Source organism: Bacteroidales bacterium (genome assembly GCA_013141385.1).
Taxonomy (GTDB): domain Bacteria; phylum Bacteroidota; class Bacteroidia; order Bacteroidales; family Tenuifilaceae; genus UBA8529.
Genome location: JABFRB010000016.1, coordinates 113,342 through 135,631 on the forward strand (window position 1 = coordinate 113,342; position 22,290 = coordinate 135,631).

A 22,290-nucleotide genomic window follows, 5' to 3' on the forward strand; every position below is an offset into this window, starting at 1 on the left:
ATGGTAACTGTTTCGCTTGAAGTACAGATACTCTTTGCAGGATTGCTCTTTTTGATAGGATTAGTTGGTCTGCTTGTTCGTCGAAATATCATTTTTATGCTGATGTCGATAGAAATAATGCTAAACAGTGCTGGCTTGGTTTTCGTAATTGCCGGATCTCATTGGGCTCAGGCCGATGGTCAGGTGATGTTTATCTTTATTCTAACAGTTGCGGCAGCAGAAGTTTCCGTTGGATTAGCCCTGATACTTCAGATGTACCATCATTTTAAAACGCTCGATGCAGATGCCCTCAATACGCTTCGAGACAAAAATGAAAGATAATAATTAACAAACATGACAGCATACATTCCATTTATACCGGCAATTCCGCTTTTCAGCTCGCTGATTATTATTCTTTTTGGAAAAATTCTTTCAAAAAGAGTTGTCGCATTTCTTGGGGTTGGATCAGTTTCACTTTCAGCTCTAATCACGATTATTGCTGGAATAAGTTTTATCTCTTCTCCCCCAGCAAGTGGTTCATACACTGTAACTGTTTGGAACTGGCTGACTGCTGGAGGTTTTTCAGCAAATATTGCTTTCTCTGTTGATGCTTTATCTCTGATATTCTGTTTTGTTATCACATTTGTTGGTGCGCTTATCCATTTATATTCAGTGGAATTCATGGATCACGACGAAGGATTTGCACGCTTTTTTGCTTACATGAATCTTTTTGTCAGCTCAATGCTAATATTGGTTTTAGCAGATAATCTGTTGCTCATGTATCTGGGCTGGGAGGGCGTTGGGCTTTGTAGCTACTTGCTAATCGGTTTTTGGTATAAGGAACCCGAAAATGGGTACGCTGCCCGTAAAGCATTTATCGTTACTCGTGTTGGCGATACTGCAATGATAATCGGACTTTTCCTTCTTTTTATCAACCTAGGAACTCTGAATATTAATGAGTTGATGCAACAAGCATCGCTAAAATGGGCTGTAAGCTCTCCACTTGCGATTCTATCTGCTGCACTATTACTAGGTGGTGCATTAGGAAAATCGGCTCAACTACCTTTACAAACATGGTTACCCGATGCCATGGCAGGGCCATCGCCTGTTAGCGCATTGATACATGCCGCAACTATGGTAACTGCGGGTGTTTATCTTATTGCCAGAACTCATGTTTTATTTGCCCTCGCTCCTGCTGTACAAGCAGCTGTGGCAATAATCGGAGCAGCCACCTTGATCGTTGCTGGTTTTAGCGCATTAACACAACATGATTTCAAACGAGTACTAGCCTATTCAACTATCAGCCAGATTGGTTATATGTTTCTTGCGCTTGGCGTTGGCGCATGGAGTGCTGCTGTATTCCACTTCATGATTCATGCATTTTTTAAAGCCCTTCTATTCCTTGGCGCAGGGGCAGTAATTCATTTGCTACATCATGAACATGATATGTTTAAGATGGGAGGCCTCTGGAAAAAATTGCCAATAATATTTATTACTTTTCTAATTGGTTCAGCCTCGCTTGCTGCATTACCATTGATAAGTGCAGGATTTTACAGCAAGGACGCAATACTTTGGTTCGCATGGTCATCAACAAATGGAAGCAAATGGTTATGGCTTGCAGCGTATTTCGGAGCGTTCATCACATCCATTTATACTTTTAGGATGATTTTCGTAACCTTCTTTGGCGAAGCCAAAACCGAACCTACACACAAACCCGGAAAATTAATGACCATCCCGTTGGTTGTTCTTGCAATCTTATCTCTTATCGGAGGTTTTATTGAACTACCTGAAAATTTTGGACATTTTCAGATTTTTTCGAAATTTTTAAGCACAACACTTCCATCGATTCAACTTGCAGGTGAATCTCACAATGAATTGTTATTCCAGATCCTTTCGGCTGTAGCATCACTATTAGGAATTTATCTGGCTTATCTTTTATATTTCAAGAAATCATCATTTGCCAAATCGTTTAGTAATAGCCAATTAGCAAACTTTTTTTACAAAGGATGGCAATTCGATTGGCTTTACGATAGGATATTCGTAAAACCTTTGGTTTGGTTCTCGGAGATCAACAAGAACGATTTTATCGATAAAATTTATACCGCAATTGCTAAAGCTACCGACTTCCTCAATAGCCTGCTTAGTAGAACACAGCAAGGTCGCCTCAGATGGTATGTAATGGTATTAACGGCTGGTGTTGTAATAATTTTAACATTTATGCTTAACCTATGATACTTCTCTACCTGATTATTATACTTATGGCAGGTGGTGTACTTGCCTGGTTACTTGGAAAACGAAGCGCAATATCATCTCGGATCATTTCTCTTGTCGCCGTATCAATTGATCTAATATTAATTAGCATTGCTATACTCCAAAATGGAATTCATGATGATAAAAAATGGATATTCGAGTACAGCGTAAGTTGGATTCCAAAACTAGGAATTAGCCTACACCTAGCCATGGATGGGTTAAGTTTATTGATGTTGTTTCTTACATTTTTCCTTGGACTAATTGCAATACTAATATCATGGAAAGAGATTCAAAAGAGTGTAGGTTTTTTTCACTTCAACATCCTATGGATACTTTCAGGCATTATCGGGGTATTCCTCTCGATGGATCTATTTTTATTCTATTTTTTCTGGGAGGTGATGCTTATCCCAATGTACTTCCTAATAAGTATATGGGGTCACGAAAATCGAATTTACGCATCCTATAAATTTTTCATCTTCACACAAGCTAGCGGACTGCTTATGTTCCTTGCAATTCTTGGGCTATATCTAGCACATGGGAATGCAACAGGTTATTATACTTTCGATTACCAACAGCTACTCGGCACTACGTATAATCCTACCATCGAGATGTTGCTGATGTGTGGATTTCTAATAGCTTTTATCGTAAAACTTCCTGTTGTACCCTTTCACAACTGGTTGCCAGATGCTCACACCGAAGCACCAACCGCAGGTAGTTTAATCCTTGCCGGATTAATGCTGAAAACTGGGGCATACGGTCTGCTCCGATTTGTAGTACCTCTATTCCCTCATGCATCCCAAACCTTTGCCCCATTCGGGATGCTTCTTGGGGTAATTGGTATTCTTTATGGTGCAAAGCTTGCCTTTTCTCAAACTGATCTAAAACGATTGGTTGCATACACCAGCGTAAGCCACATGGGCTTTGTAATTCTTGGAGTTTATGCTTTTAATGAGTTAGCCTATCAAGGTGTTGTTATGCAGATGATTGCTCACGGGATAAGTACTGGTGCTCTCTTCGTTCTGGTTGGACAACTTTACGAACGTATCCATACACGAGATATCAGTAAAATGGGAGGCTTGTGGGAGCAAGTTCCAATAATGGGAACTATGGGTTTAGTTTTTGCAATGGCATCGCTAGGATTACCGGGGTTAGGCAATTTTATTGCCGAATTTTTGACACTTGTTGGAACATTCAAAGCAAATATTTTGATGGCTAGCCTTGCAAGCGTTGGCCTAATTGCCGCAACCATCTATTCCCTTAGAATTGTGCAGAAAGTTTTCTTAGGCAAAAAGGATAATGAATATAAGATGAAAGATTTATCTATTCGTGAAATAGTTGTAATGGCTTCACTTGTAGTGGCTATCGTCTTTATTGGTCTTTACCCTCAACCTGTTATTAATACTGCAAAACCTGCTTTAATGAAAACCCTAAATGCTAAGCATGAAAACTATCAATCTCAAAAAATCGATGATTCTGTAGTTCCCGATAACAGAACATGCTCACCCGATACAAGAAAATTGAATAAGTAAAAACAACGTTATATGACAGCACTAGATTTTATATGCCTTGCGCCATTTCTTTTACTAGCAAGCGCACCCATAATAATAATGCTCACAATTACCATCACCCGTAATATTAAGGTTGTCTATGGTTTTTCATTGTTGATGTTTTTACTTTCGTTCATATCGCTTTTTATCGTAGCCCCTTATACACCTCACGTTATCACACCACTATTTATTATCGATAGTTACAGCCTACTTTTTTTAGCAATCATAATATTTGCAGGATTTTTGATAACCATACTATCCTACATATACATCAGCCAGCAAGGGGATGATAAGGAGGAGTATTTTATTATCCTTTTTGTTGCAACACTTGGAGCATCAGTTTTGGTGGTAGCAAATCATTTTATTTCATTTTTCCTCGGGCTTGAAACTTTAAGTATCTCACTTTATATTCTTGTTGCGTACATTAAGACCCGTAGTTATTCAATTGAAGCTGGTGTGAAATTTTTGGTTATAGCATCTGTTGCCTCTGCTTTTCTTCTATTTGGTATGGGATTAATCTACACAGCAACAGGTTCAATGAATTTTAAAGCTGTGGCATCAGCATTAGGTTCTTTACATGCTCTTTCCCCAATTTTACTTACTGGTTTTGTAATGCTTCTTGTCGGCATTGGATTTAAACTTGCTCTTGTTCCCTTTCACATGTGGCTACCCGATGTTTATCAGGGGGCTCCCGCTCCTGTAACGGCACTGATTGCAACTATCTCAAAAGGAGCAGTACTAGCCATTGCCCTTAGGTTCTTTATGGATATTCAGGGATTCAATAATCAGGCTATTTTCATTTCATTATCAGCAATCGCCATTATATCAATGTTTACGGGAAATCTACTAGCCTTGAATCAGGGAAATCTTAAAAGGATGCTGGCCTATTCATCCATTGCCCATTTTGGCTACCTACTAATAACCCTTCTGGCTGGCAGTACTGAAGGTATTCATTCAGCAATCTTCTATATAGCCTCCTATACAATTACAACGCTTGGTGCATTTGGGATCATTTCACTCTTGTCCGTTTGTTCTGGTGATGCAGATAGCATTGATGATTACAAAGGGCTTTTTTACAAAAACCCATTTGTTGCAATAGTAATGGCATTGGCAATGCTTTCGCTTGCAGGAATACCGCTAACCGCAGGTTTTATTGCTAAATTCTATCTTGTGCTTGCGGGAGTTAAATCTGGGCTTTGGTTACTAGCATTCAGTTTGGTGATTAATAGTGTAATCAGCTTATACTACTACCTTAGAGTGGTTACCGTAATGTTCACAACCTCTGATCAGGTCAAACCTTCCACTATTCCACTAATGGGCAATCTGGTATTGATTGTTATTGTAATAGGTATTCTATTCCTCGGAATTCTCCCCGCTTGGGTGAGTGATATTATTGCAAATTTATCTTAATGTCCTCTTTTTACAGCCTAAATTTGGTATTAAAGCAATAACTATATTACTGATAATCTGAATTTAAGAAGATCTCCCTAACAATAAATTTGGATTAATAGTATTGGACACTATCCTGCTTTCCAACCCTGTTCAAGTAATTCTCTCAATCAAATAAACCATTTACATTTACTACTATCAAAGTATTATTCTATTTTTGCGATAACCCTAAACACTAGTCTCTATGAAAAAAATAATTATGGTATTAATTGTTCCCATTTTTCTGCTTTCATCATGTAGTAAGGAGAAGAAACAGTCAACAAACCCTTTCTTTAGTGAGTTTAAAACTCCTTTTAATGTTCCTCCATTTGACAAAATTGATACAAGTCATTACATCCCAGCCTTTGAACAAGGGATGATTGACCAACAAGCAGAAATTGATGCTATTATTAATAACTCAGACGCTCCAACTTTCGATAACACCATATTAACCTATGACAGATCTGGGGCACTACTAAGTAACGTTGGAAGGGTTTTTAGCACTGTTAATGGGGCAAATACGAACCCTGCCCTACAAGCCATAAACAGAAAAGTTGCATCTAAGACCACAAAACATCGCGATAATATCTCGTTGAATGAGAAACTCTTTCAAAGAATTAAGGCTGTTTATGAAAATAGAGAGAAAAGTAATCTTGATGCTGAACAAATAAGGGTTGTTGAAAAATATTACGAAGATTTTGTTCGCAATGGGGCAAATCTTAGCGAAACGGATAAAGCAAAACTTCGTGAAATCAATCAGAAACTATCAAAATACTCAATTAAGTTTACCGAAAATGTATTGGCCGAAACCAATACCAACTTTAAGTTAGTCATTGACAATAACGAAGATCTAGCAGGTTTACCTCAAGGCATTATTGATGCAGCCGCAGAGGACGCTAAGAATGATAGCTTGATTGGGAAATGGAAGTTCACGCTTCAAAAACCAAGCATGATTCCATTCCTTCAATATGCTAAAAATCGAAATCTACGTGAAAAACTGTATCGTGGTTATTTTATGCGTTGCAACAATAACGATAAATTTGATAACAAAGAAATACTTGTTAACATAGCTAACTTAAGAGTAGAACGAGCAAATTTGCTCGGGTATAAAACATATGCTGAATACTCTATAAGCAAAAACATGGCTCAAATCCCAGACAAGGTTTACGAATTTTTGAAAGGTATTTTCAATCCTGCTCAAGAGGTTGCCAAGAAGGATCTTGATGCAATGCAGAAAATTGTTGAAAAAGAAGGGGGTAAGTTTAAAATTGAACCTTGGGATTGGTGGTATTATGCCGAAAAACTTAAGAAAGAAAAGTTCAACCTTGATGAATCGGAACTTAAACCATATTTCGCTGCAGGAAATGTCCGTGATGGAATGTTTTATGTAGCCAATAAGCTTTATGGTTTAACATTCATCAAACAACTCAATGTCCCTGTTTATAATTCAGATGTTGAAACATATGAAGTTAAAGAAGCGGACGGTAGCTATGCGGGTATTCTTTATATTGATTTATATATACGTGCGGGCAAACGTCCTGGTGCATGGTGTGGCACAATAAGAGATCAAGTATATGAGAATGGAAAGAGAGTTCCTCCTATTGTTTCGATGGTTTGCAACTTTCCAAGACCAAATGGTGACTCGCCTGCATTACTAACTTGGGATGATGTAAATACATTATTCCATGAATTTGGACATGGTCTTCATAATTTCTGTGTTGATGGGAAATATGATCGAACAGCAGGAAGCCTCCCTCGTGATATGGTAGAACTACCTTCACAGTTTATGGAAAATTATGCAGCCCAACCAGAAATTATAAAATACTACGGGACACATTATAAAACTGGTAAAATTATCCCGGATGAACTTTTGGAGAAGTTAAAGAAAAGTATGGTTTTCAATCAAGGTTTTGAGACTGTTGAACTAGTTGCTGCTTCATTACTTGATCTAGATTGGCACAGTCTTACAGAGCCTAAAAACATAGATGCGCTTGCATTCGAAAAAGCATCAATGGATAATATCAAGTTGATGAAAGAAATCCTACCCAGATATCGCTCAACCTATTTTAGTCATATTATTGGTGGCTACTCTGCTGGTTATTACGTATATCTTTGGGCGGCAGTACTTGATTCAGATGCTTTTCAGGCATTTGTTGATTCAGGAGATATTTTCAACCAAGAGATTGCCGGTAAGTTTAGAAAATATGTACTTAAAGAGGGCGGTAAAGATGAAGGCATGATCCAATATAGAAAATTCAGAGGGCAAGATCCTTCTCTTGATCCCTTGCTTAAAAAAAGAGGCTTAAAATAGCATTAAGTCTATAAATCATTCGATTTACAAAAGGGTGTCTAAAAAAAGACACCCTTTTTTCGACAAATTCTTAAAAATAAAGCAATCGAATGAATAATATCTCGTAACTTTGAGAAAAATAATCTAATATTATGTACAAAGGAACAGTTAAATTCTTTAATGTTTCCAAAGGATTCGGATTTATTAAAGATGCAGAATCAGGCAAAGAGTATTTTGTTCATGCTTCTGGTTTGATTGACAAAGTCAAAGAAAATGATGAAGTAACATTTGAACTTCAAGAAGGTAAAAAAGGGTTGAATGCTATTAACGTAAAGCTAGCATAACCTGGAAGTTTATAAAAACATTAATAGTTTTAGCCTTACTTTTGCAGTAAGGCTTTTTTTATGCATTTATATTATCCCAAAACTTCCAGTGGTACATCAACAACCTTTTCTAAATCCTTTTTATAGAAAAAGGATCCTATAAAAAACATACAGGAAGACAATACAAGAAAAATTGGAAGAATTGATAATGCAGTACTAATATCCGTTCTATCCGAAATATAACCAATTAATATTGGACCAGCCGATGCTCCCAATAGATTTTGAAATATCACCGCAAAAGCATATGAAGTAGCTCTTAATCCTGGGTGAACTAAATCTTGAGTAACTGCGCTTGCAGCAGGGACAAACATTGCAATTGTTACCCCCGTTAATAGAAATGAAATGTACTGCAATATCCCATCAAAAACGACAAAACCAAAAAATGCAAAAAGCGCAGTTATTAATGCAGACAATGCAGGAAAAACCATTCTTGCATTAACTCTCTTTTTTCGCCACCTATCGGCAAGATATCCACCTAATGGTGCGCCTATAATAGAAAGAAGCATTGTAATCGATGCTTTTGTTCCCGCATTTTGAAGCGGAATATTTTCCAAACGACTAAAATAACTGGGCAACCATGATAACAAAGAGGTTGTAACAAAAATACTCCCTGTCATTCCTAAATAATTAAAAATAAGTGTTGGTTTACTAGCAAACTCTTTAACAATATCTGCAAAAGACATTTTATTTTGTTCCCCATTATCCTCGTTATTCTCAACTTTACCAATTGCGTCCTTGTTTAAAGAGTTTCCATTTTTAAGAAGAACAACAGTTTTATAATCCTTTATGAAGAAAAAAAGAATAGCTATAACAATTCCCGGTAAAGCTACAATCCCAAACGCACTCCTCCAGCCCCATTTTGCAGCAATTATGCCACCCAATGCCATACCAATAGCGCTTCCGAGAGTTATAGAACTATTCCAAATCCCCATCATGAACGAGCGTTTTTCTTTTGGATATAAAGCGGAAATCATCGCCGTACCGCCTGGTGCGTAACCTGCCTCCCCAATACCAATAAAGGTTCGAGTAATAAAGAGTTGTGGGAAGGTTTTTGTAAATGACGCTGCAAAGGTTGCAAGACTCCATACTGTCGCCATTGCACCAATTGTTCGTCGTCTGCTCCATCTATCAACTAAAATAGACGCAGGAATTGTAAGAATAACTATAGACCAATAAACTGAAGAAATTAATGCACCAAGCTGTGTATCAGTTAAATTCCAATCGGCTTTAAGAAATGGGAAAAGAGAAGTAATTATCATTCTATCAATATAATCAAACATATATAACAGAAACAAAAGAATAAATACATAGTTAGTATACCCTTTTGAAAAAAGATACCCATCTTGTTTCGCATTAATATTCATGATAATACCAATTAATTAAAAGCAATTCATTTTTAAACAATGTATTGATCAACCCAAGTAAGTTGTTCTTTCATTTAACATCACCTAAAATAGGTTATTCAATATCAATTCTAATAAAAAAATAGTAAATTTAGTCTATTCAAATAATATTATTCACATAAAACACCATCTTTATAGTATAAATCTTTAGTTCTGGTTGATTTCATTTCCGTTAAACTAAATCTCTTGGCAAGATAAAAAAATAAAATCCTAATGCTACCTTCCATCTGGATTTATTATAAAAAGGCCTCCATTAATACAAAAGTATATATTTAGTTAAGTTTTAGAAATCTAAAAATTTAACAAAATACGGTTATTTAGCATCCAATATGTATTTTTATTATTCATTTTCGTAAGTTTACAATATCAAATTTAAAACGTATGACTCCTTCCACACTCTTTAACGAGATTCAGACATATTGTAAGGCCAATGCTAATGAGGCTCTCGTAAAAAAATACTCCCGATATTTTAAAGAAGGTTACAATGCCTATGGATTATCTCAAGAACTTCTAACCAGTAAAATCTCTGATATTATTCAACAAGAAGGTATTGATTTCGATACAATTGAAGAAACCAGCTATCTTTTAGTTTCCTCAGGGATGTATGAAGAGATTAGTTTTTCTATTCTTCTCTTTAAGGAGTATAAAAAGCAACTTTCCATCGAAAAATTTGATGTGATCGAAAAATGGTTTGAAATTGGAATTAGCAATTGGGCGCATACCGATGCCATCTGTAGTGATTTAATCTCTGTTTTTCTAGAAAAAAAGATTATTACTTATGAGAGGATGGCAAACTGGAAAGCATCCCCAAATAAATTTCAACGTAGAGCTGTTCCAGTTGCATTAATAAAAATGTTGAAGTATACAAATGATTATCAACCCTTTTTCAATTTTATTGAGCCCCTAATGATGGATTCCGAACGAGAGGTTCATCAAGGATTAGGATGGTTTCTCCGAGAAGCTTGGAAAAAAAGCCCAGAACAAACTGAAATGTACATGATGCAATGGAAAGATACCGCTCCAAGGCTTATTTTCCAGTATGCCACAGAAAGAATGAAACCGGAACAAAAGCAACACTTCAAACGCTCTAGGGGAAATAGGTAACAAAATTATTTGACTCAAAAAATGAATGTCATTATTAGAGAGGCTAATTCAGATGATTTTGAATCCGTTTATTTACTTATTTGTGATCTTGAGGGTCAACAAATGGATAACGAGTCCTTCAAAACTATTTATTCAAAAAACATAAGCGACCCCAATATTTACTATTTAGTAGCCGATAAGGATAATTCTGTTGTTGGCTTTATTAGCCTTCATGTTCAGCATATTCTTCATCATTCGAAACCAACATGTGAACTGCAAGAATTAACCGTTAATCCCAATCTACGAGGTTCAGGTATTGGCGGTTTATTAATGAAAGAAGTCGAAATAATTGCCCGAAAATTGCACCTTGAAGAGATTGAGTTAACCACTAAAATTCATCGAGAACGAACTCAAGCATTTTATAGAAATTTGGGATATATACATACACATAATAAGTATGTAAAAAAACTTTCTTAATCAAATTAGGCACAATGGTTCATATTGTTTTTTGAACGTCGATCTATTGTGTCCGTTATGTTTCAATTCAAAGTTTATCTAACAAATATCTTTTCATTTTTCAATTTACATTTTTCGTTATTATTTCTTAATCCTATGCTTAATAGCATGATTATCTTATTTATTGCTCGAAATGGAGTTCGCTTTAACATCATTTTATAACTTTGCCATCCGAAAATCCTAAAAGAATAGTTATGGCAGAAAAAAATAAAGGTTCTAAACTTTTCTCTGAGTTCCCGCCAATTTCAACTGAGCAGTGGGAGTCAGTGATTCGTGAAGATCTAAAAGGCGCCGACTACGACAAGAAATTGGTTTGGAAAACCATGGAGGGCATTAATGCTAAACCCTACTATCGCGCCGAAGACCTTAAGAATATTGATACTACAAAAGTGCTACCAGGTGAATTCCCCTACATTCGTGGCAACAAAGAAAAGGGCAATAATTGGTTAGTTCGTCAGGATTTTGACGTTAACGGCGACAACCCCACTGAAACAAATCAAAAAGCACTTGATGTACTTACTAAAGGTGTCGATTCGATCGGTTTCAGACTTTGTAAAGGTTGCGAACCATGCTTTGATGGCGTTAGCAAAATTCTTAACGGAATCGACTTTCAGAAAACTGAAGTTAACCTAATTGGAGGTGGTTCTTCACGTAAAGCTATACCGTTCTTTATCCAAAAGATTAAAGAAACCAAGGCCGACGCTAAAAAAGTAAAAGCATCAATTGATTATAGCCCATTATCATCATTAACACTCAACGGAAAATTCTGCTGTGATGCAGAAACCTCCTTCAATAGAATGAAGGAAGTAGTTGAAAGTGTTCGTGAATTCCCCGAATTCAAAGTGATTGGCGTAAACGCTTATATTTTCCATAATAGCGGCTCAACTTTGATTCAGGAACTAGCATTCGCTCTTGCGATGGCTAACGATTATCTTGTAGCACTCACCGAGCGTGGAATTACAGTAGATGAGGCAGCAAATAGAATCAAGTTTAACTTTGCAGTAAGCGCCAACTATTTTATGGAAATTGCCAAATTCCGTGCAGCTCGTCTGTTATGGGCAAAAATAGTAGAGGCATACAACCCTAAATCTATTGAATCCGCTCAAATGAGCATTCATGCTGAAACAAGCACATGGAACAAAACCGTTTATGATGCTTACGTTAACATGCTTCGCACCACTACCGAAGGGATGTCTGCTGTAATTGCTGGTGTTGATTCATTGAATATTCTTCCCTTTGATACAACTTACCAGAACGCAACTGCTTTTTCAGAGCGTATTGCAAGAAACCAACAACTAGTTATTAAAGAAGAGTCTTACTTTGATAAAATCGCAGACCCAGGGGCAGGCAGCTATTATATCGAGAACTTAACCGACTCGATTGCACAAGAGGCTTGGAAACTTTTCCTTCAAGTTGAAGCAATGGGTGGCTATCAGGCAGCATTTACTGAAGATTTTATTCAAAATCAGATTAAAGAGGTTGCACACAAACGCGATATGAACATCACTTCCCGTCGTGATACGGTTCTTGGAACGAACCAATACCCTAACTTCACTGAGGTTGCAGACACCAAAGCCGTTAAAGAAAGTTCTGTAAAACGCACTGTTGCCAGCAAAACTGCTGAGATGATTGCTGAACCACTTGTTCCATATCGTGGTGCTCAAGCCATTGAGGAACTTCGTTATAAAACTGATGCCAGTGGTAAACGCCCAAAAGTATTTATGTTAACTCTAGGAGGATTGGCAATGCGTCGTGCTCGTGCACAATTCAGCAGCAACTTCTTTGCCGTTGCTGGATTCGAGGTGATAGATAATATTGGCTTTAAAACTGTTGATGAGGGTATTAAAGCTGCTATTGATGCAAAATCAGATGTTGTAGTTATTTGTAGCTCCGATGATGAGTATGTAACCTTTGCTCCTGAAGCATTTGAGAAACTTGGTAATAAAGTTATCTACGTTGTAGCTGGCGAGCCAGTTTGTAAACCAGAACTGGAAGCAAAAGGGATTAAGAACTTTATCAGCACAAAGTCTAACATTCTTGATACTCTGGTATATTATCAAAATCTACTTAAAATCTAAACGCTAAGTCGCAAAGCCGCAAAGATGAAAACTCAAGAAGAATATGAAAAAATTGGTAAACTTATTCTTGATTGCGCATTCGAGGTGCATAAAGAGTTAGGACCAGGCTTACTTGAGTCTGTATATGAGATTTGTTTACTTGAAGAATTAAGAAAAAAAGGATTAACCGTTAAAAATCAACTTAAACTCCCTGTTTACTATAAAGGAAAAGAATTAGACAAAGATTTTTATATAGATATTCTGGTGGAAGATTGCATTGTGATTGAACTTAAGTCTGTTGAAACTCTTTTGCCTGTACATGAAGTACAGTTGGTAACTTATATGAAATTGGCGAATATCAATCTAGGTTTTCTAATCAACTTTAATGTCTCTTTATTAAAATCAGGTATTAGAAGAAAAGTAAACAATTATTTCTTAGCGTCTTAGTGTCTTTGCGTTTAAATCATAAAAATATGAGAAAAGATTTTTCAAAAATAAATATCAAGGAAGCGAAAAGCAGTAATAAAAAACTCAGCACAGAGTCGAACTGGACAACACCTGAGTTGATAAACGTTAAGCCCGCATATTCTGCTGAAGACCTTGAGAACATGGAGCATCTGAACTATGCTGCAGGTATTCCTCCTTTTCTACGTGGCCCTTATAGTACCATGTTCGTAATGAAGCCTTGGACCGTTCGTCAGTATGCTGGGTTCTCCACAGCCGAAGAATCAAACGCATTCTATCGTCGTAACCTTGCTGCTGGGCAAAAAGGGCTTTCTGTAGCATTCGACCTCGCAACCCATCGTGGTTACGATTCAGACCACGAGCGTGTTGTGGGTGATGTTGGTAAGGCAGGTGTAGCAATCGATAGCGTTGAGGATATGAAAATCCTGTTTGCAGGAATTCCTCTCGATAAAATGTCGGTTTCAATGACCATGAATGGTGCCGTTCTTCCAATTCTAGCCTTCTATATCGTTGCTGCGCTTGAGCAGGGCGCAACAATGGAGCAATTAACTGGAACTATTCAAAACGATATCCTAAAAGAATTCATGGTGCGTAATACCTATATATATCCACCCGAATTCTCGATGAAAATTATCGCTGACATATTCCAATTCACAGCTAAGAATATGCCTAAGTTCAACAGCATATCCATTTCTGGCTACCACATACAAGAAGCTGGTGCTACTGCTGATATCGAATTAGCTTATACACTAGCAGACGGTCTAGAGTATTTAAGAACTGGCGTTAAATCAGGTCTTGATATCGATGCATTTGCTCCTAGGCTTTCATTTTTTTGGGGAGTTGGGATGAACCATTTTATGGAGATTGCCAAAATGCGTGCAGCTCGCCTGCTTTGGGCAAAAATGGTGAAAGGGTTTAACCCCAAGAATCCAAAATCGATGGCCCTCCGTACACACTGCCAAACATCAGGTTGGAGTTTAACAGAGCAAGATCCTTTCAATAACGTAGCACGTACCTGTATTGAGGCAATGGCTGCAGCACTAGGTCACACTCAAAGTTTGCACACCAATGCACTTGATGAAGCAATTGCATTACCAACCGATTTCTCAGCTCGTATCGCACGTAACACGCAAATTTACATTCAAGAGGAGACTAACGTTTGCCGTTCGGTTGACCCTTGGGCAGGTTCTTACTATATTGAGTATCTAACCCATGAGATTGCCCACAAAGCTTGGAAACTGATTGAAGAGGTAGAAGAACTCGGTGGAATGGCTAAAGCAATAGAGACAGGTATTCCAAAAATGCGTATTGAAGAGGCTTCCGCTCGTAAGCAAGCTAGGATCGACTCAAATAAGGATATCATCGTAGGATTAAATAGATTCCGTCTTGAAAAGGAAGATCCACTCGAAATTCTTGATGTTGATAATACAGCCGTTCGCCTCTCTCAGATTGAACGTTTGAAGAAAATTCGTGCCGAACGCAATGAGGCAGATGTCCAAGCCGCACTTGCTGCGATAACAAAAGCCGCTCAAACTGGCGAAGGGAACCTTTTAGCTCTTGCAGTTGATGCAGCAAAGAAACGTGCAACCCTTGGAGAAATATCCGATGCTTGCGAAAAGGTTGCAGGTCGTTATAAAGCAACAATTCGTTCCATTTCAGGAATATACTCATCAGAATCTATGGAAGACCAAACATTTAAAAATGCTCGTGCGCTTTGCGAAAAATTTGCGAAGTTAGAGGGTCGTCAGCCACGTATCATGATTGCCAAAATGGGTCAGGATGGGCACGACCGTGGTGCAAAGGTTGTAGCCACCGGCTATGCCGATATCGGCTTTGATGTTGATATGGGTCCACTATTCCAAACCCCTGCCGAGGCAGCAAAGCAAGCCGTTGAGAACGATGTTCATATTCTAGGTGTATCAAGCCTTGCAGCAGGTCATAAAACCCTTGTTCCACAGGTAATGGAGGAACTAAAAAAACTTGGTCGCGATGATATTATGGTTATCGTTGGTGGGGTTATCCCGGCACAGGATTACCAGTATTTATACGATCAGGGCGTTGTAGGTATCTTTGGACCTGGTACACCCGTATCCGATGCAGCAGGTAAGATTTTAGAAATTTTGCTTGATAGACATAATGATTAGATTTTCCCCTTTATATCCCTAACCTAGGGTGTAGAGTCCTGATATTTATCCTATTAACAAGGGTGTCCAAAATCAAGGACACCCTTATAATTTTTAATACAAATTACTTCTTATAAAACTGTTACATTATTCAAATGTTACTGGTATATAAATAGTCATTTCTAACTGTGCATTCCCAGTATTATCATTACCCCTACCATCAACCTTTACCCATAATTCGGGTGCTACAGTAGTTGTTGTAAAGTAAGTCCAACCCCAATATTGATCATATATATTACCATTAAAATATAAACTACTCACGGGGCTAATGGCCAAAACTCTTTGAGTGACAGGTATAATAAAATCGAATTCAGATTTTAAGCATGTATAGTTTGGAACAGGCTCATTAACTCTATAAACAATGTGCAGCATTACGCCAAATCCATCGTTTACGATTCTAATGTTGCTGGCCTCAACATAAAATTTAGTGTACCTACCTGGTCTGGAATATATATCCGCATCTCCTCCGCTAAACCAAGGTACTTGATTGATTTCAAGAAGCCCCATAATAGCACCGCTAGTTTTTAATTGTCCTTTCGGATCTGCGGGAGTAAACTTATAACTAGACGATTCAATTTTTTGTTGATTATTGCTAACCTGATCGTTGTTTTCTTGAATATCTTTTGAGCAACTACCTATCAATAAAAGTACTGACAGTAATGCCATTGCTTTAATAATAATTAATCGTTTCATAAGAATAAAATTTTTAATATAATGCCTACTCATAAGGTTTTTCGGCTTCGACCATAATAATATTATATAAGAAGTAATTTTTAATAAAGGTAAACAGCTTATTATTACATGTCAAGGAAAACACCTTTTTTATTATTAGTAAAAAATATTATCTGCGTATTTGTGGTAAAATCTCTGGTAAGATTGTGAAAATTTTGTTGAATCGGCATAATAATTATTTAGACCTTTTAGAACATAGAATGATTCAAAAACCCTCTTTAAACTAGTTGTTTAGAGAGGGTTTGTTGTTTTATGCAAATTATTTGTAGTAGTGCTTGGCCCAGAGTCCCTTTAGTAGAAATTAAATAACTTTAAGGTTTTATTAGTTTTACCTTTACGAGACAAGAATCAACCCTTTTCAGGAAATATGAGGATTAGAAAAACTATTATCGCATTTACAATACTACTCATAAGCAATCAACAGGGTATTTCACAAAATCTTCTTAGTAAAAAACAACTATACATCGAAGGTTTATACCATTATGGCTTTGTAGCTCCTCATCATGACTATATGGCCTATTTTATAAATGAACATGTACAAGGGTTTCAAATCAATCTGGGAATATCAACAATAGGGAATAAGTATTGGAATAAATACTACAACTACCCAAGGATAGGAATCGGATACTACCACTCGGGGCTTGGGAACAGATATATATATGGTCTTTTAAATGCAGGTTATTTATATGTTGATAGATCATTCTTCAATCTGAGTAACAGATTCAATCTTGGGAATAGAATATCGTTTGGGTTAGGTCATATCTCTAAGAGATTTGATTTGTATTCTAATAATTACAATACAGTAATAGGATCAAAATTAAACGTGTTTATCCAATACAACATAGAAGGGGCTGTGAAGATTACTCCTCTTGTCCAAATGAAAATGGGATTAAGCTTAATCCATTCCTCAAATGGTAGTATACATGAACCGAACATAGGGTTTAACGTGGTTACTTCGTCAATCGGGCTGCAATATTCTTTAACAAATCAGGTATACAACATTAAAAAGGAAAGCCCAATAAGTCTGGACTCTTCTAAAATTCAATTTATTGCCAGTGTTGCGTTCGGCTGGAAAAGTATTTCGCGATTTCATTCGTATGAATATCCTGTATATGCCATATCGTGCGAGTATTCAAAGAAAATTTCAAGCACTGGTTGGCTGGGTTTAGCAATTACAGGTTACCTCGATCGTTCTATAAAAAAAGAGTTTGAAATCCAATTAGTGCCTGATTCAACTTTTAAATCATCTGATTACTATAGCATTGCTCTTAACCCATCGTACGAAATGAAAATGGGTCGATTATCTTTCCTCTTTCAACCAGGAGTATATTTAAAGCATAGTGTGAAAGAGTATGGATTAATTACCAACCGAATAGGTTTACGATATAATTTTCGGAACAACATTGCGGTAGGCATTGCTATTAAAACTCATTGGCTAGCCAAGGCCGATATTGTTGAATGGAGTATTGGATATCGATGGAAGAAGTAATTTTGCAGTATGAAGAGAATCTCTTTATATAAATTGTTCCTTATTGTATGCACTTCGATTGTCTACTCATCGTGTAAGGATGGTTTATTTAACGCTGGAGATGTTGTAACAAGAGAGATACAACTTAGTAGCACAATCTCCTGTATAGAGGTGAATACGATGCTAGAGATTACTTTAGTTCAGGACACCATCAATAAAGCGTTGGTTACCTGTGGTGAGAATCTTCAATCCGATATTGATATTTTTGTAAAAGACAACATCCTATATCTGAACAACTCAATAAAATACAACTGGTCACGCAGCTATGAAAAGGTGAAATTAGAGCTTCATCTTATAAGTATACCTCGTCTAGATGTTAGGAAGCCATCATATATAACCTCAAGAGATACTATCAAAACACATGAATTTTTCCTAGTCGATTGGGGAAAATTTACAGAACTAGATGTAACCCTCGATGTTGATAATTGCGCAATAGATGTTTCTGTAGAAGGTTTTGGTCATTATACAGTTAAGGGTAAATCAACTACGGCAAATTTTCATTGTAAAGGCTCAGCATTTTTTTACGCAGAAAAACTTCAAGTGCAAAACTGTACAGTTCTTCAAAATAGTATTGGTGATACTTATGTTAATGTATTGAATAAACTTACAGTAACCATCCAAAACTCAGGAAAGGTTTACTACTATGGCAACCCATCTTCTATAATATTGAATAATAATTTCCCTAATGATAAACTAATTCATCTGCCAAATGATTAGTTTCTAAAGCAATAGAATCTATTCAAATTCAAAAAGGTTCTACTGAGAAGGGTTGAACACTTGTATTTTTCAAATGAAATTGTGAAATTAGCCAACAAATTGAAAATCTTAAAGCCTCTATGTTTTTAAGACTTTTTAAAGAAATATTAAACATTTTACTGCATCGTTTATTCAAAAAAAGGAGTCTTTAAATAAAAACAGATTATGGAAATACAAAAAACTTCTACAGCAGGACAAGTAATGGGTATCATCGGAATAGTGCTTGGTATTATTTCACTAATCGTAGCATTTATACCCTGCATTGGCGTAGTAGCATTTATACCAGCAACGCTTGCCCTTATATTTAGTATCATTTCTATTATTCAAGCCTCACAAGGTTATGGTTCAAAAGGACTTGGCATTGGTGCTCTAGTAATATCGGTGGTTGCAATTCTTGTTGCTGCTATTTGGTTAATAATTTTAAGTAATGGCGCAGCTATTATTACTGATAAGATCATTAATCACTCCGATAAAATTGAAAAATTTGGAAGAGATTTAGAAAAATCCGTTAACGAAGAAATTGAAAAAAATGTAGATATGAATTCCGTTTCGGATAGCCTTGAGAGGGCACTTAAAAACCTCGAAAGTGAAATGGATAAGGTAGAAGGAACAGTAAACGAAAAAACTATTCATGATGCAGCATCTGCGGCAGCCAAAGCAATAAAAAAGGCAACTGAAGGAATTAAAATAGAGACTGATTCTACTAAAACAAATAATTAATGTATAAACATAATGAAAGGTCAGAACAGATAATAATTTGTTCTGACCTTTCGTTTTTATTCTTTTTGGTTGTAGCTTTTTCTGTTTAAATAAGTATTATAAAGATATCGATTGACTGTAAGTACAATTCCTATATATTGATGAATAATAGATGCTATCATATAATAAATATCTGCTTTGTTAGTATTATACTAGGCATTCTATTCTACTCTCTTATATTTTGTGGCAATAATCATCCAATCCCTGCATTACTCACAAAATTGACAGGCATAATCCCACCAAGTAAGGGATTATCGGCAAGTTTTTCGGAACTTGTTAGGGGTAATTTCGAAAGGGCTTTAGTCCTTAATCCCTATAGTATAAGAATCTTTTCTTTTTTTATAATCCAACTATTTACAAGAGCATTTGTTTCACTTGCAGTTGCCGGTAATTGGATGAAAACATCCAGAATTATTTTAATCGATGCTTTTTACTCTACAACACTTTTTGTTTTCTGCTTTGCCCCACTTATATCTTACACATTAAGCCTATTCGCCAAGCTCCTTTAGAAGAGTATCGAAAGTAAATCCCTCTGTTGCCTTTATTCCACGAGGTGTATTATAAACCCGACTACATTCACTATAATAATCATGTTGGTAATGGAAAATGTAATCGCCATTCAAGGCTTCCTCCAAAAGTGTTTCTTTTTCTTTTAACGTTATAAGTGGTTCAACATCATAACTCATGATATATGGTAATGGCAAGTGGGCTCTAAATGGAAAAAGATCGGCAACAAATACAATTGTTTTCCCTTTATAAGTAATTACTGGTAAAATTTGACCATGTGTATGTCCATTAAATATCCGAAGATAAACATCAGGTATTAACTCACCCTCCTTCTCTATAAGATTAAGAGCCCCCAAATCCCTCATAGGCAAAAGATTTTCAGGGAGGTAAGAATCTACTTCACGTGAATTTGGGTTGATCGCATTCTCCCATTGAGCCCTAGATATATGATACTTAGCATTGGGAAATGTAAGAGCAAAAGAACCATCAGGGTTAAGTTTAACTCCACCGCCACAGTGATCGAAGTGGAGATGAGTTAGTATTACATCGGTTATGTTTTCTGGCTTATAGCCTCTATTAGCCAAACCTTCTATCAATCCTTCTCCACCAAACTTATAAACGTGGCCAAAAAACTTCTCACTTTGTTTATCACCAATACCATTATCAATTAGTACAACTCTATCACCACTATCAATTATCATTGAACGTACTGCAAGAGGGATTAAATTATTTTCATCAGCAGGATACACCTTATTCCATAAAACTTTTGGCACAACACCAAACATAGCCCCGCCATCAACTCTAAAGTTTACAATATTAAAAGAATGTATTTTCATAATAGTTTAAAAATTGAAGTACTTAAAATTGCCTAAAATTATTCTAAAATCCTAAGATACTCAAAACCTCAACTCGATTTAACCACCTTTTATTCTAACAACAAAAAAACCAATTTGTTTCAGTTAAGTAATCCGAGTCAAGAAATTATCCTAAACAAAATAGCACTTCGCTTAAGAATGACTTAACTTTGAAGTGTAAATTTCAACTATGAGAATCCATTTTATTGCTATTGGTGGGAGTGCAATGCACAACCTTGCTATTGCCCTAAAAGAGAAGGGTTATGATGTATCAGGTTCGGATGATGAAATCTTTGAGCCTTCACTTAGTCGGTTAAAAAAGCACGAGATATTACCTCCATCAATTGGTTGGGAAGTTTCTCGAATCACATCTGAACTAGATGCAATTGTTCTTGGAATGCATGCACGTGCAGATAATCCAGAACTTCTAAAAGCAAAAGAATTAGGTCTTAAGATTTATTCTTATCCAGAGTATTTGTATGAACAGACAAAAGATAAAATAAGGATTGTAATTGGCGGTAGTCATGGTAAAACCACAATCACTTCGATGGTTATGCATGTTCTTAAATTTGCAGGTATCGATTTCGATTACATGGTTGGCGCACAACTCGAAGGCTTTGAGAATATGGTAAGTTTAAAACAAAATACTAAAATAGCCGTGTTTGAAGGGGATGAGTATTTAACCTCTCCAATTGACCTACGTCCTAAATTTCACCTTTACATGCCAACCATTGCTCTGATATCGGGCATTGCTTGGGATCATATTAATGCTTTCCCAACCTACGAAGGATATAAGAACCAATTTGCAATTTTTATCGATAAGATTATTGAGAATGGTACTCTAGTTTACTGTGCGGAAGATTCTGAAATAATTGATCTGGTTTCAAAATCAAAAAGGAGCATTAACAAACTACCATACACAACCCATCCATTTGAATCAACAGAAGGAGGCGCATGTTTGGTTATAAAAAACGAAAAAATTCCCTTGTCTATTTTCGGGAAACATAATATGCAGAATATAAGTGGAGCTAAGGCCGTGTGTAATCAGGTTGGTATTACCGATGAGGTATTTTATAAAGCAATATCTTCCTTTAAGGGAGCCTCAAAAAGGCTACAACAATTAGCAGAAAATCAGCACACAAAAGTTTTTCTAGATTTTGCTCATTCCCCTTCAAAAGTAGCAGCTACAGTTCAGGCAGTAAGCGAAACCTACCGCAATAAAGATTTGGTAGCATGTTTAGAACTACATACTTTCAGTAGCCTTAATGCAGAGTTCCTAAGTCAGTATAAGGGTACGATGGGAAAATCAAATATTAGCCTAGTCTACTTTAACCCTGAAACTATTGCTCACAAAAAACTTTCGCCCATCAAACCTAATGATGTAAAAAATAACTTTTTGCCCTCTGATGTTGAGGTCTATACCGACTCTCAGATGCTAATTACTAAACTGAAATCCATTGAATGGAAGGATAAAAACTTACTTATTATGACATCAGGAAATTTCTCAGGCATAAACCTTCAAGAACTTGCAACGGAGATAGTCAAGTAGGTTCAAACATAAAATTAATAG

19 protein-coding genes are annotated in these 22,290 nt (G+C 36.5%); 16 read left to right on the forward strand and 3 right to left on the reverse strand.

All coding sequences use genetic code 11. The annotated features are described in order from the left end of the window. The 6 genes from nuoK (at position 1) to HOO91_09035 (ending at position 7,838) form a co-directional block, all read left to right on the forward strand. Entirely contained in the window at positions 1-321 is a 321-nt protein-coding gene (gene nuoK, locus HOO91_09010) for an NADH-quinone oxidoreductase subunit NuoK (GenBank protein ID NOU17685.1), read from the forward strand. 12 nt (positions 322-333) lie between these two features. Next, on the forward strand, positions 334-2,211 hold the full coding sequence (nuoL, locus tag HOO91_09015) for an NADH-quinone oxidoreductase subunit L (protein NOU17686.1): 1,878 nt from the start codon (positions 334-336) through the stop codon (positions 2,209-2,211). Further along, positions 2,208-3,758, forward strand: coding sequence for an NADH-quinone oxidoreductase subunit M (nuoM, locus tag HOO91_09020; GenBank protein NOU17687.1), 1,551 nt, complete (start codon positions 2,208-2,210; stop codon positions 3,756-3,758). The genes nuoL and nuoM overlap by 4 nt, the downstream gene beginning before the upstream one ends. A 12-nt stretch (positions 3,759-3,770) precedes the next feature. Continuing rightward, positions 3,771-5,186: an NADH-quinone oxidoreductase subunit N gene (locus HOO91_09025; GenBank protein NOU17688.1), complete on the forward strand. Its 1,416-nt coding sequence runs from the start codon at positions 3,771-3,773 to the stop codon at positions 5,184-5,186. Between the two features lie 223 nt (positions 5,187-5,409). Beyond that, a complete protein-coding gene (locus HOO91_09030) occupies positions 5,410-7,515 on the forward strand; it encodes a M3 family metallopeptidase (protein ID NOU17689.1) in 2,106 nt (701 codons plus the stop codon). Positions 7,516-7,646: 131 nt separating this feature from the next. Then, positions 7,647-7,838 (forward strand): cold shock domain-containing protein, encoded by a 192-nt coding sequence (locus tag HOO91_09035; GenBank protein NOU17690.1) that lies wholly within the window; start codon positions 7,647-7,649, stop codon positions 7,836-7,838. A 71-nt stretch (positions 7,839-7,909) separates the two neighbouring features. Here the strand turns inward: HOO91_09035 and HOO91_09040 are convergent, their stop codons facing one another. Then, complete coding sequence (locus tag HOO91_09040) at positions 7,910-9,241, reverse strand: MFS transporter (GenBank protein NOU17691.1); 1,332 nt, start codon at positions 9,239-9,241, stop codon at positions 7,910-7,912. Positions 9,242-9,661: 420 nt separating this feature from the next. Here HOO91_09040 and HOO91_09045 point away from each other — a divergent pair, with 420 nt between their 5' ends. From HOO91_09045 to scpA, 5 genes are all read left to right on the forward strand, one after another. Next, positions 9,662-10,384, forward strand: coding sequence for a DNA alkylation repair protein (locus tag HOO91_09045; protein NOU17692.1), 723 nt, complete (start codon positions 9,662-9,664; stop codon positions 10,382-10,384). Between the two features lie 21 nt (positions 10,385-10,405). Continuing rightward, complete coding sequence (locus tag HOO91_09050; protein ID NOU17693.1) at positions 10,406-10,840, forward strand: GNAT family N-acetyltransferase; 435 nt, start codon at positions 10,406-10,408, stop codon at positions 10,838-10,840. Between the two features lie 233 nt (positions 10,841-11,073). Next, positions 11,074-12,957, forward strand: a complete 1,884-nt coding sequence (locus tag HOO91_09055; protein ID NOU17694.1) for a methylmalonyl-CoA mutase small subunit — start codon at positions 11,074-11,076, stop codon at positions 12,955-12,957. 24 nt (positions 12,958-12,981) lie between these two features. Beyond that, the gene (locus HOO91_09060) at positions 12,982-13,383 is read left to right on the forward strand and encodes a GxxExxY protein (protein ID NOU17695.1); all 402 of its coding nucleotides are present in this window, start codon (positions 12,982-12,984) and stop codon (positions 13,381-13,383) included. A 26-nt stretch (positions 13,384-13,409) separates the two neighbouring features. Further along, complete coding sequence (scpA, locus tag HOO91_09065; GenBank protein ID NOU17696.1) at positions 13,410-15,545, forward strand: methylmalonyl-CoA mutase; 2,136 nt, start codon at positions 13,410-13,412, stop codon at positions 15,543-15,545. 126 nt (positions 15,546-15,671) lie between these two features. Here scpA and HOO91_09070 read toward each other — a convergent pair whose 3' ends face one another. Continuing rightward, a complete protein-coding gene (locus HOO91_09070) occupies positions 15,672-16,277 on the reverse strand; it encodes a hypothetical protein (GenBank protein ID NOU17697.1) in 606 nt (201 codons plus the stop codon). A 406-nt stretch (positions 16,278-16,683) separates the two neighbouring features. On the opposite strand from HOO91_09070, the gene HOO91_09075 reads away from it, so the two are divergent. The 4 genes from HOO91_09075 (at position 16,684) to HOO91_09090 (ending at position 19,868) form a co-directional block, all read left to right on the forward strand. Continuing rightward, positions 16,684-17,805 (forward strand): hypothetical protein, encoded by a 1,122-nt coding sequence (locus HOO91_09075; GenBank protein NOU17698.1) that lies wholly within the window; start codon positions 16,684-16,686, stop codon positions 17,803-17,805. A gap of 9 nt (positions 17,806-17,814) precedes the next feature. Further along, positions 17,815-18,561 (forward strand): DUF2807 domain-containing protein, encoded by a 747-nt coding sequence (locus HOO91_09080; protein NOU17699.1) that lies wholly within the window; start codon positions 17,815-17,817, stop codon positions 18,559-18,561. Between the two features lie 204 nt (positions 18,562-18,765). Beyond that, positions 18,766-19,320, forward strand: coding sequence for a hypothetical protein (locus HOO91_09085; protein ID NOU17700.1), 555 nt, complete (start codon positions 18,766-18,768; stop codon positions 19,318-19,320). A 140-nt stretch (positions 19,321-19,460) separates the two neighbouring features. After that, positions 19,461-19,868 carry a hypothetical protein gene (locus tag HOO91_09090; GenBank protein ID NOU17701.1) on the forward strand — a complete coding sequence of 136 codons (408 nt, stop codon included), beginning with the start codon at positions 19,461-19,463 and terminating at the stop codon, positions 19,866-19,868. Here the strand turns inward: HOO91_09090 and HOO91_09095 are convergent. Beyond that, the gene (locus HOO91_09095; protein NOU17702.1) at positions 19,848-20,702 is read right to left on the reverse strand and encodes an MBL fold metallo-hydrolase; all 855 of its coding nucleotides are present in this window, start codon (positions 20,700-20,702) and stop codon (positions 19,848-19,850) included. The two genes, HOO91_09090 and HOO91_09095, sit on opposite strands and share 21 nt — an antisense overlap. Positions 20,703-20,910: 208 nt before the next feature. Between HOO91_09095 and HOO91_09100 the strand changes: the two genes are divergently transcribed. Next, a complete protein-coding gene (locus tag HOO91_09100) occupies positions 20,911-22,269 on the forward strand; it encodes a peptidoglycan synthetase (protein ID NOU17703.1) in 1,359 nt (452 codons plus the stop codon). Positions 22,270-22,290 lie beyond the last annotated feature (21 nt).

Excerpts from the sequence above, each read along its gene's own strand:
- nuoM (NOU17687.1), top strand. The coding sequence starts at position 2,208 with ATGATACTTCTCTACCTGATTATTATACTTATGGCAGGTGGTGTACTT.
- nuoK (NOU17685.1), top strand. The coding sequence starts at position 1 with ATGGTAACTGTTTCGCTTGAAGTACAGATACTCTTTGCAGGATTGCTC.
- HOO91_09035 (NOU17690.1), top strand. The coding sequence starts at position 7,647 with ATGTACAAAGGAACAGTTAAATTCTTTAATGTTTCCAAAGGATTCGGA.
- HOO91_09025 (NOU17688.1), top strand. The coding sequence starts at position 3,771 with ATGACAGCACTAGATTTTATATGCCTTGCGCCATTTCTTTTACTAGCA.
- HOO91_09040 (NOU17691.1), bottom strand. The coding sequence starts at position 9,241 with ATGAATATTAATGCGAAACAAGATGGGTATCTTTTTTCAAAAGGGTAT.
- scpA (NOU17696.1), top strand. The coding sequence starts at position 13,410 with ATGAGAAAAGATTTTTCAAAAATAAATATCAAGGAAGCGAAAAGCAGT.
- HOO91_09060 (NOU17695.1), top strand. The coding sequence starts at position 12,982 with ATGAAAACTCAAGAAGAATATGAAAAAATTGGTAAACTTATTCTTGAT.
- HOO91_09080 (NOU17699.1), top strand. The coding sequence starts at position 17,815 with ATGAAGAGAATCTCTTTATATAAATTGTTCCTTATTGTATGCACTTCG.
- HOO91_09095 (NOU17702.1), bottom strand. The coding sequence starts at position 20,702 with ATGAAAATACATTCTTTTAATATTGTAAACTTTAGAGTTGATGGCGGG.
- HOO91_09100 (NOU17703.1), top strand. The coding sequence starts at position 20,911 with ATGAGAATCCATTTTATTGCTATTGGTGGGAGTGCAATGCACAACCTT.
- HOO91_09090 (NOU17701.1), top strand. The coding sequence starts at position 19,461 with ATGAATAATAGATGCTATCATATAATAAATATCTGCTTTGTTAGTATT.
- HOO91_09050 (NOU17693.1), top strand. The coding sequence starts at position 10,406 with ATGAATGTCATTATTAGAGAGGCTAATTCAGATGATTTTGAATCCGTT.
- HOO91_09070 (NOU17697.1), bottom strand. The coding sequence starts at position 16,277 with ATGAAACGATTAATTATTATTAAAGCAATGGCATTACTGTCAGTACTT.
- HOO91_09075 (NOU17698.1), top strand. The coding sequence starts at position 16,684 with ATGAGGATTAGAAAAACTATTATCGCATTTACAATACTACTCATAAGC.
- HOO91_09055 (NOU17694.1), top strand. The coding sequence starts at position 11,074 with ATGGCAGAAAAAAATAAAGGTTCTAAACTTTTCTCTGAGTTCCCGCCA.
- nuoL (NOU17686.1), top strand. The coding sequence starts at position 334 with ATGACAGCATACATTCCATTTATACCGGCAATTCCGCTTTTCAGCTCG.
- HOO91_09030 (NOU17689.1), top strand. The coding sequence starts at position 5,410 with ATGAAAAAAATAATTATGGTATTAATTGTTCCCATTTTTCTGCTTTCA.
- HOO91_09085 (NOU17700.1), top strand. The coding sequence starts at position 18,766 with ATGGAAATACAAAAAACTTCTACAGCAGGACAAGTAATGGGTATCATC.
- HOO91_09045 (NOU17692.1), top strand. The coding sequence starts at position 9,662 with ATGACTCCTTCCACACTCTTTAACGAGATTCAGACATATTGTAAGGCC.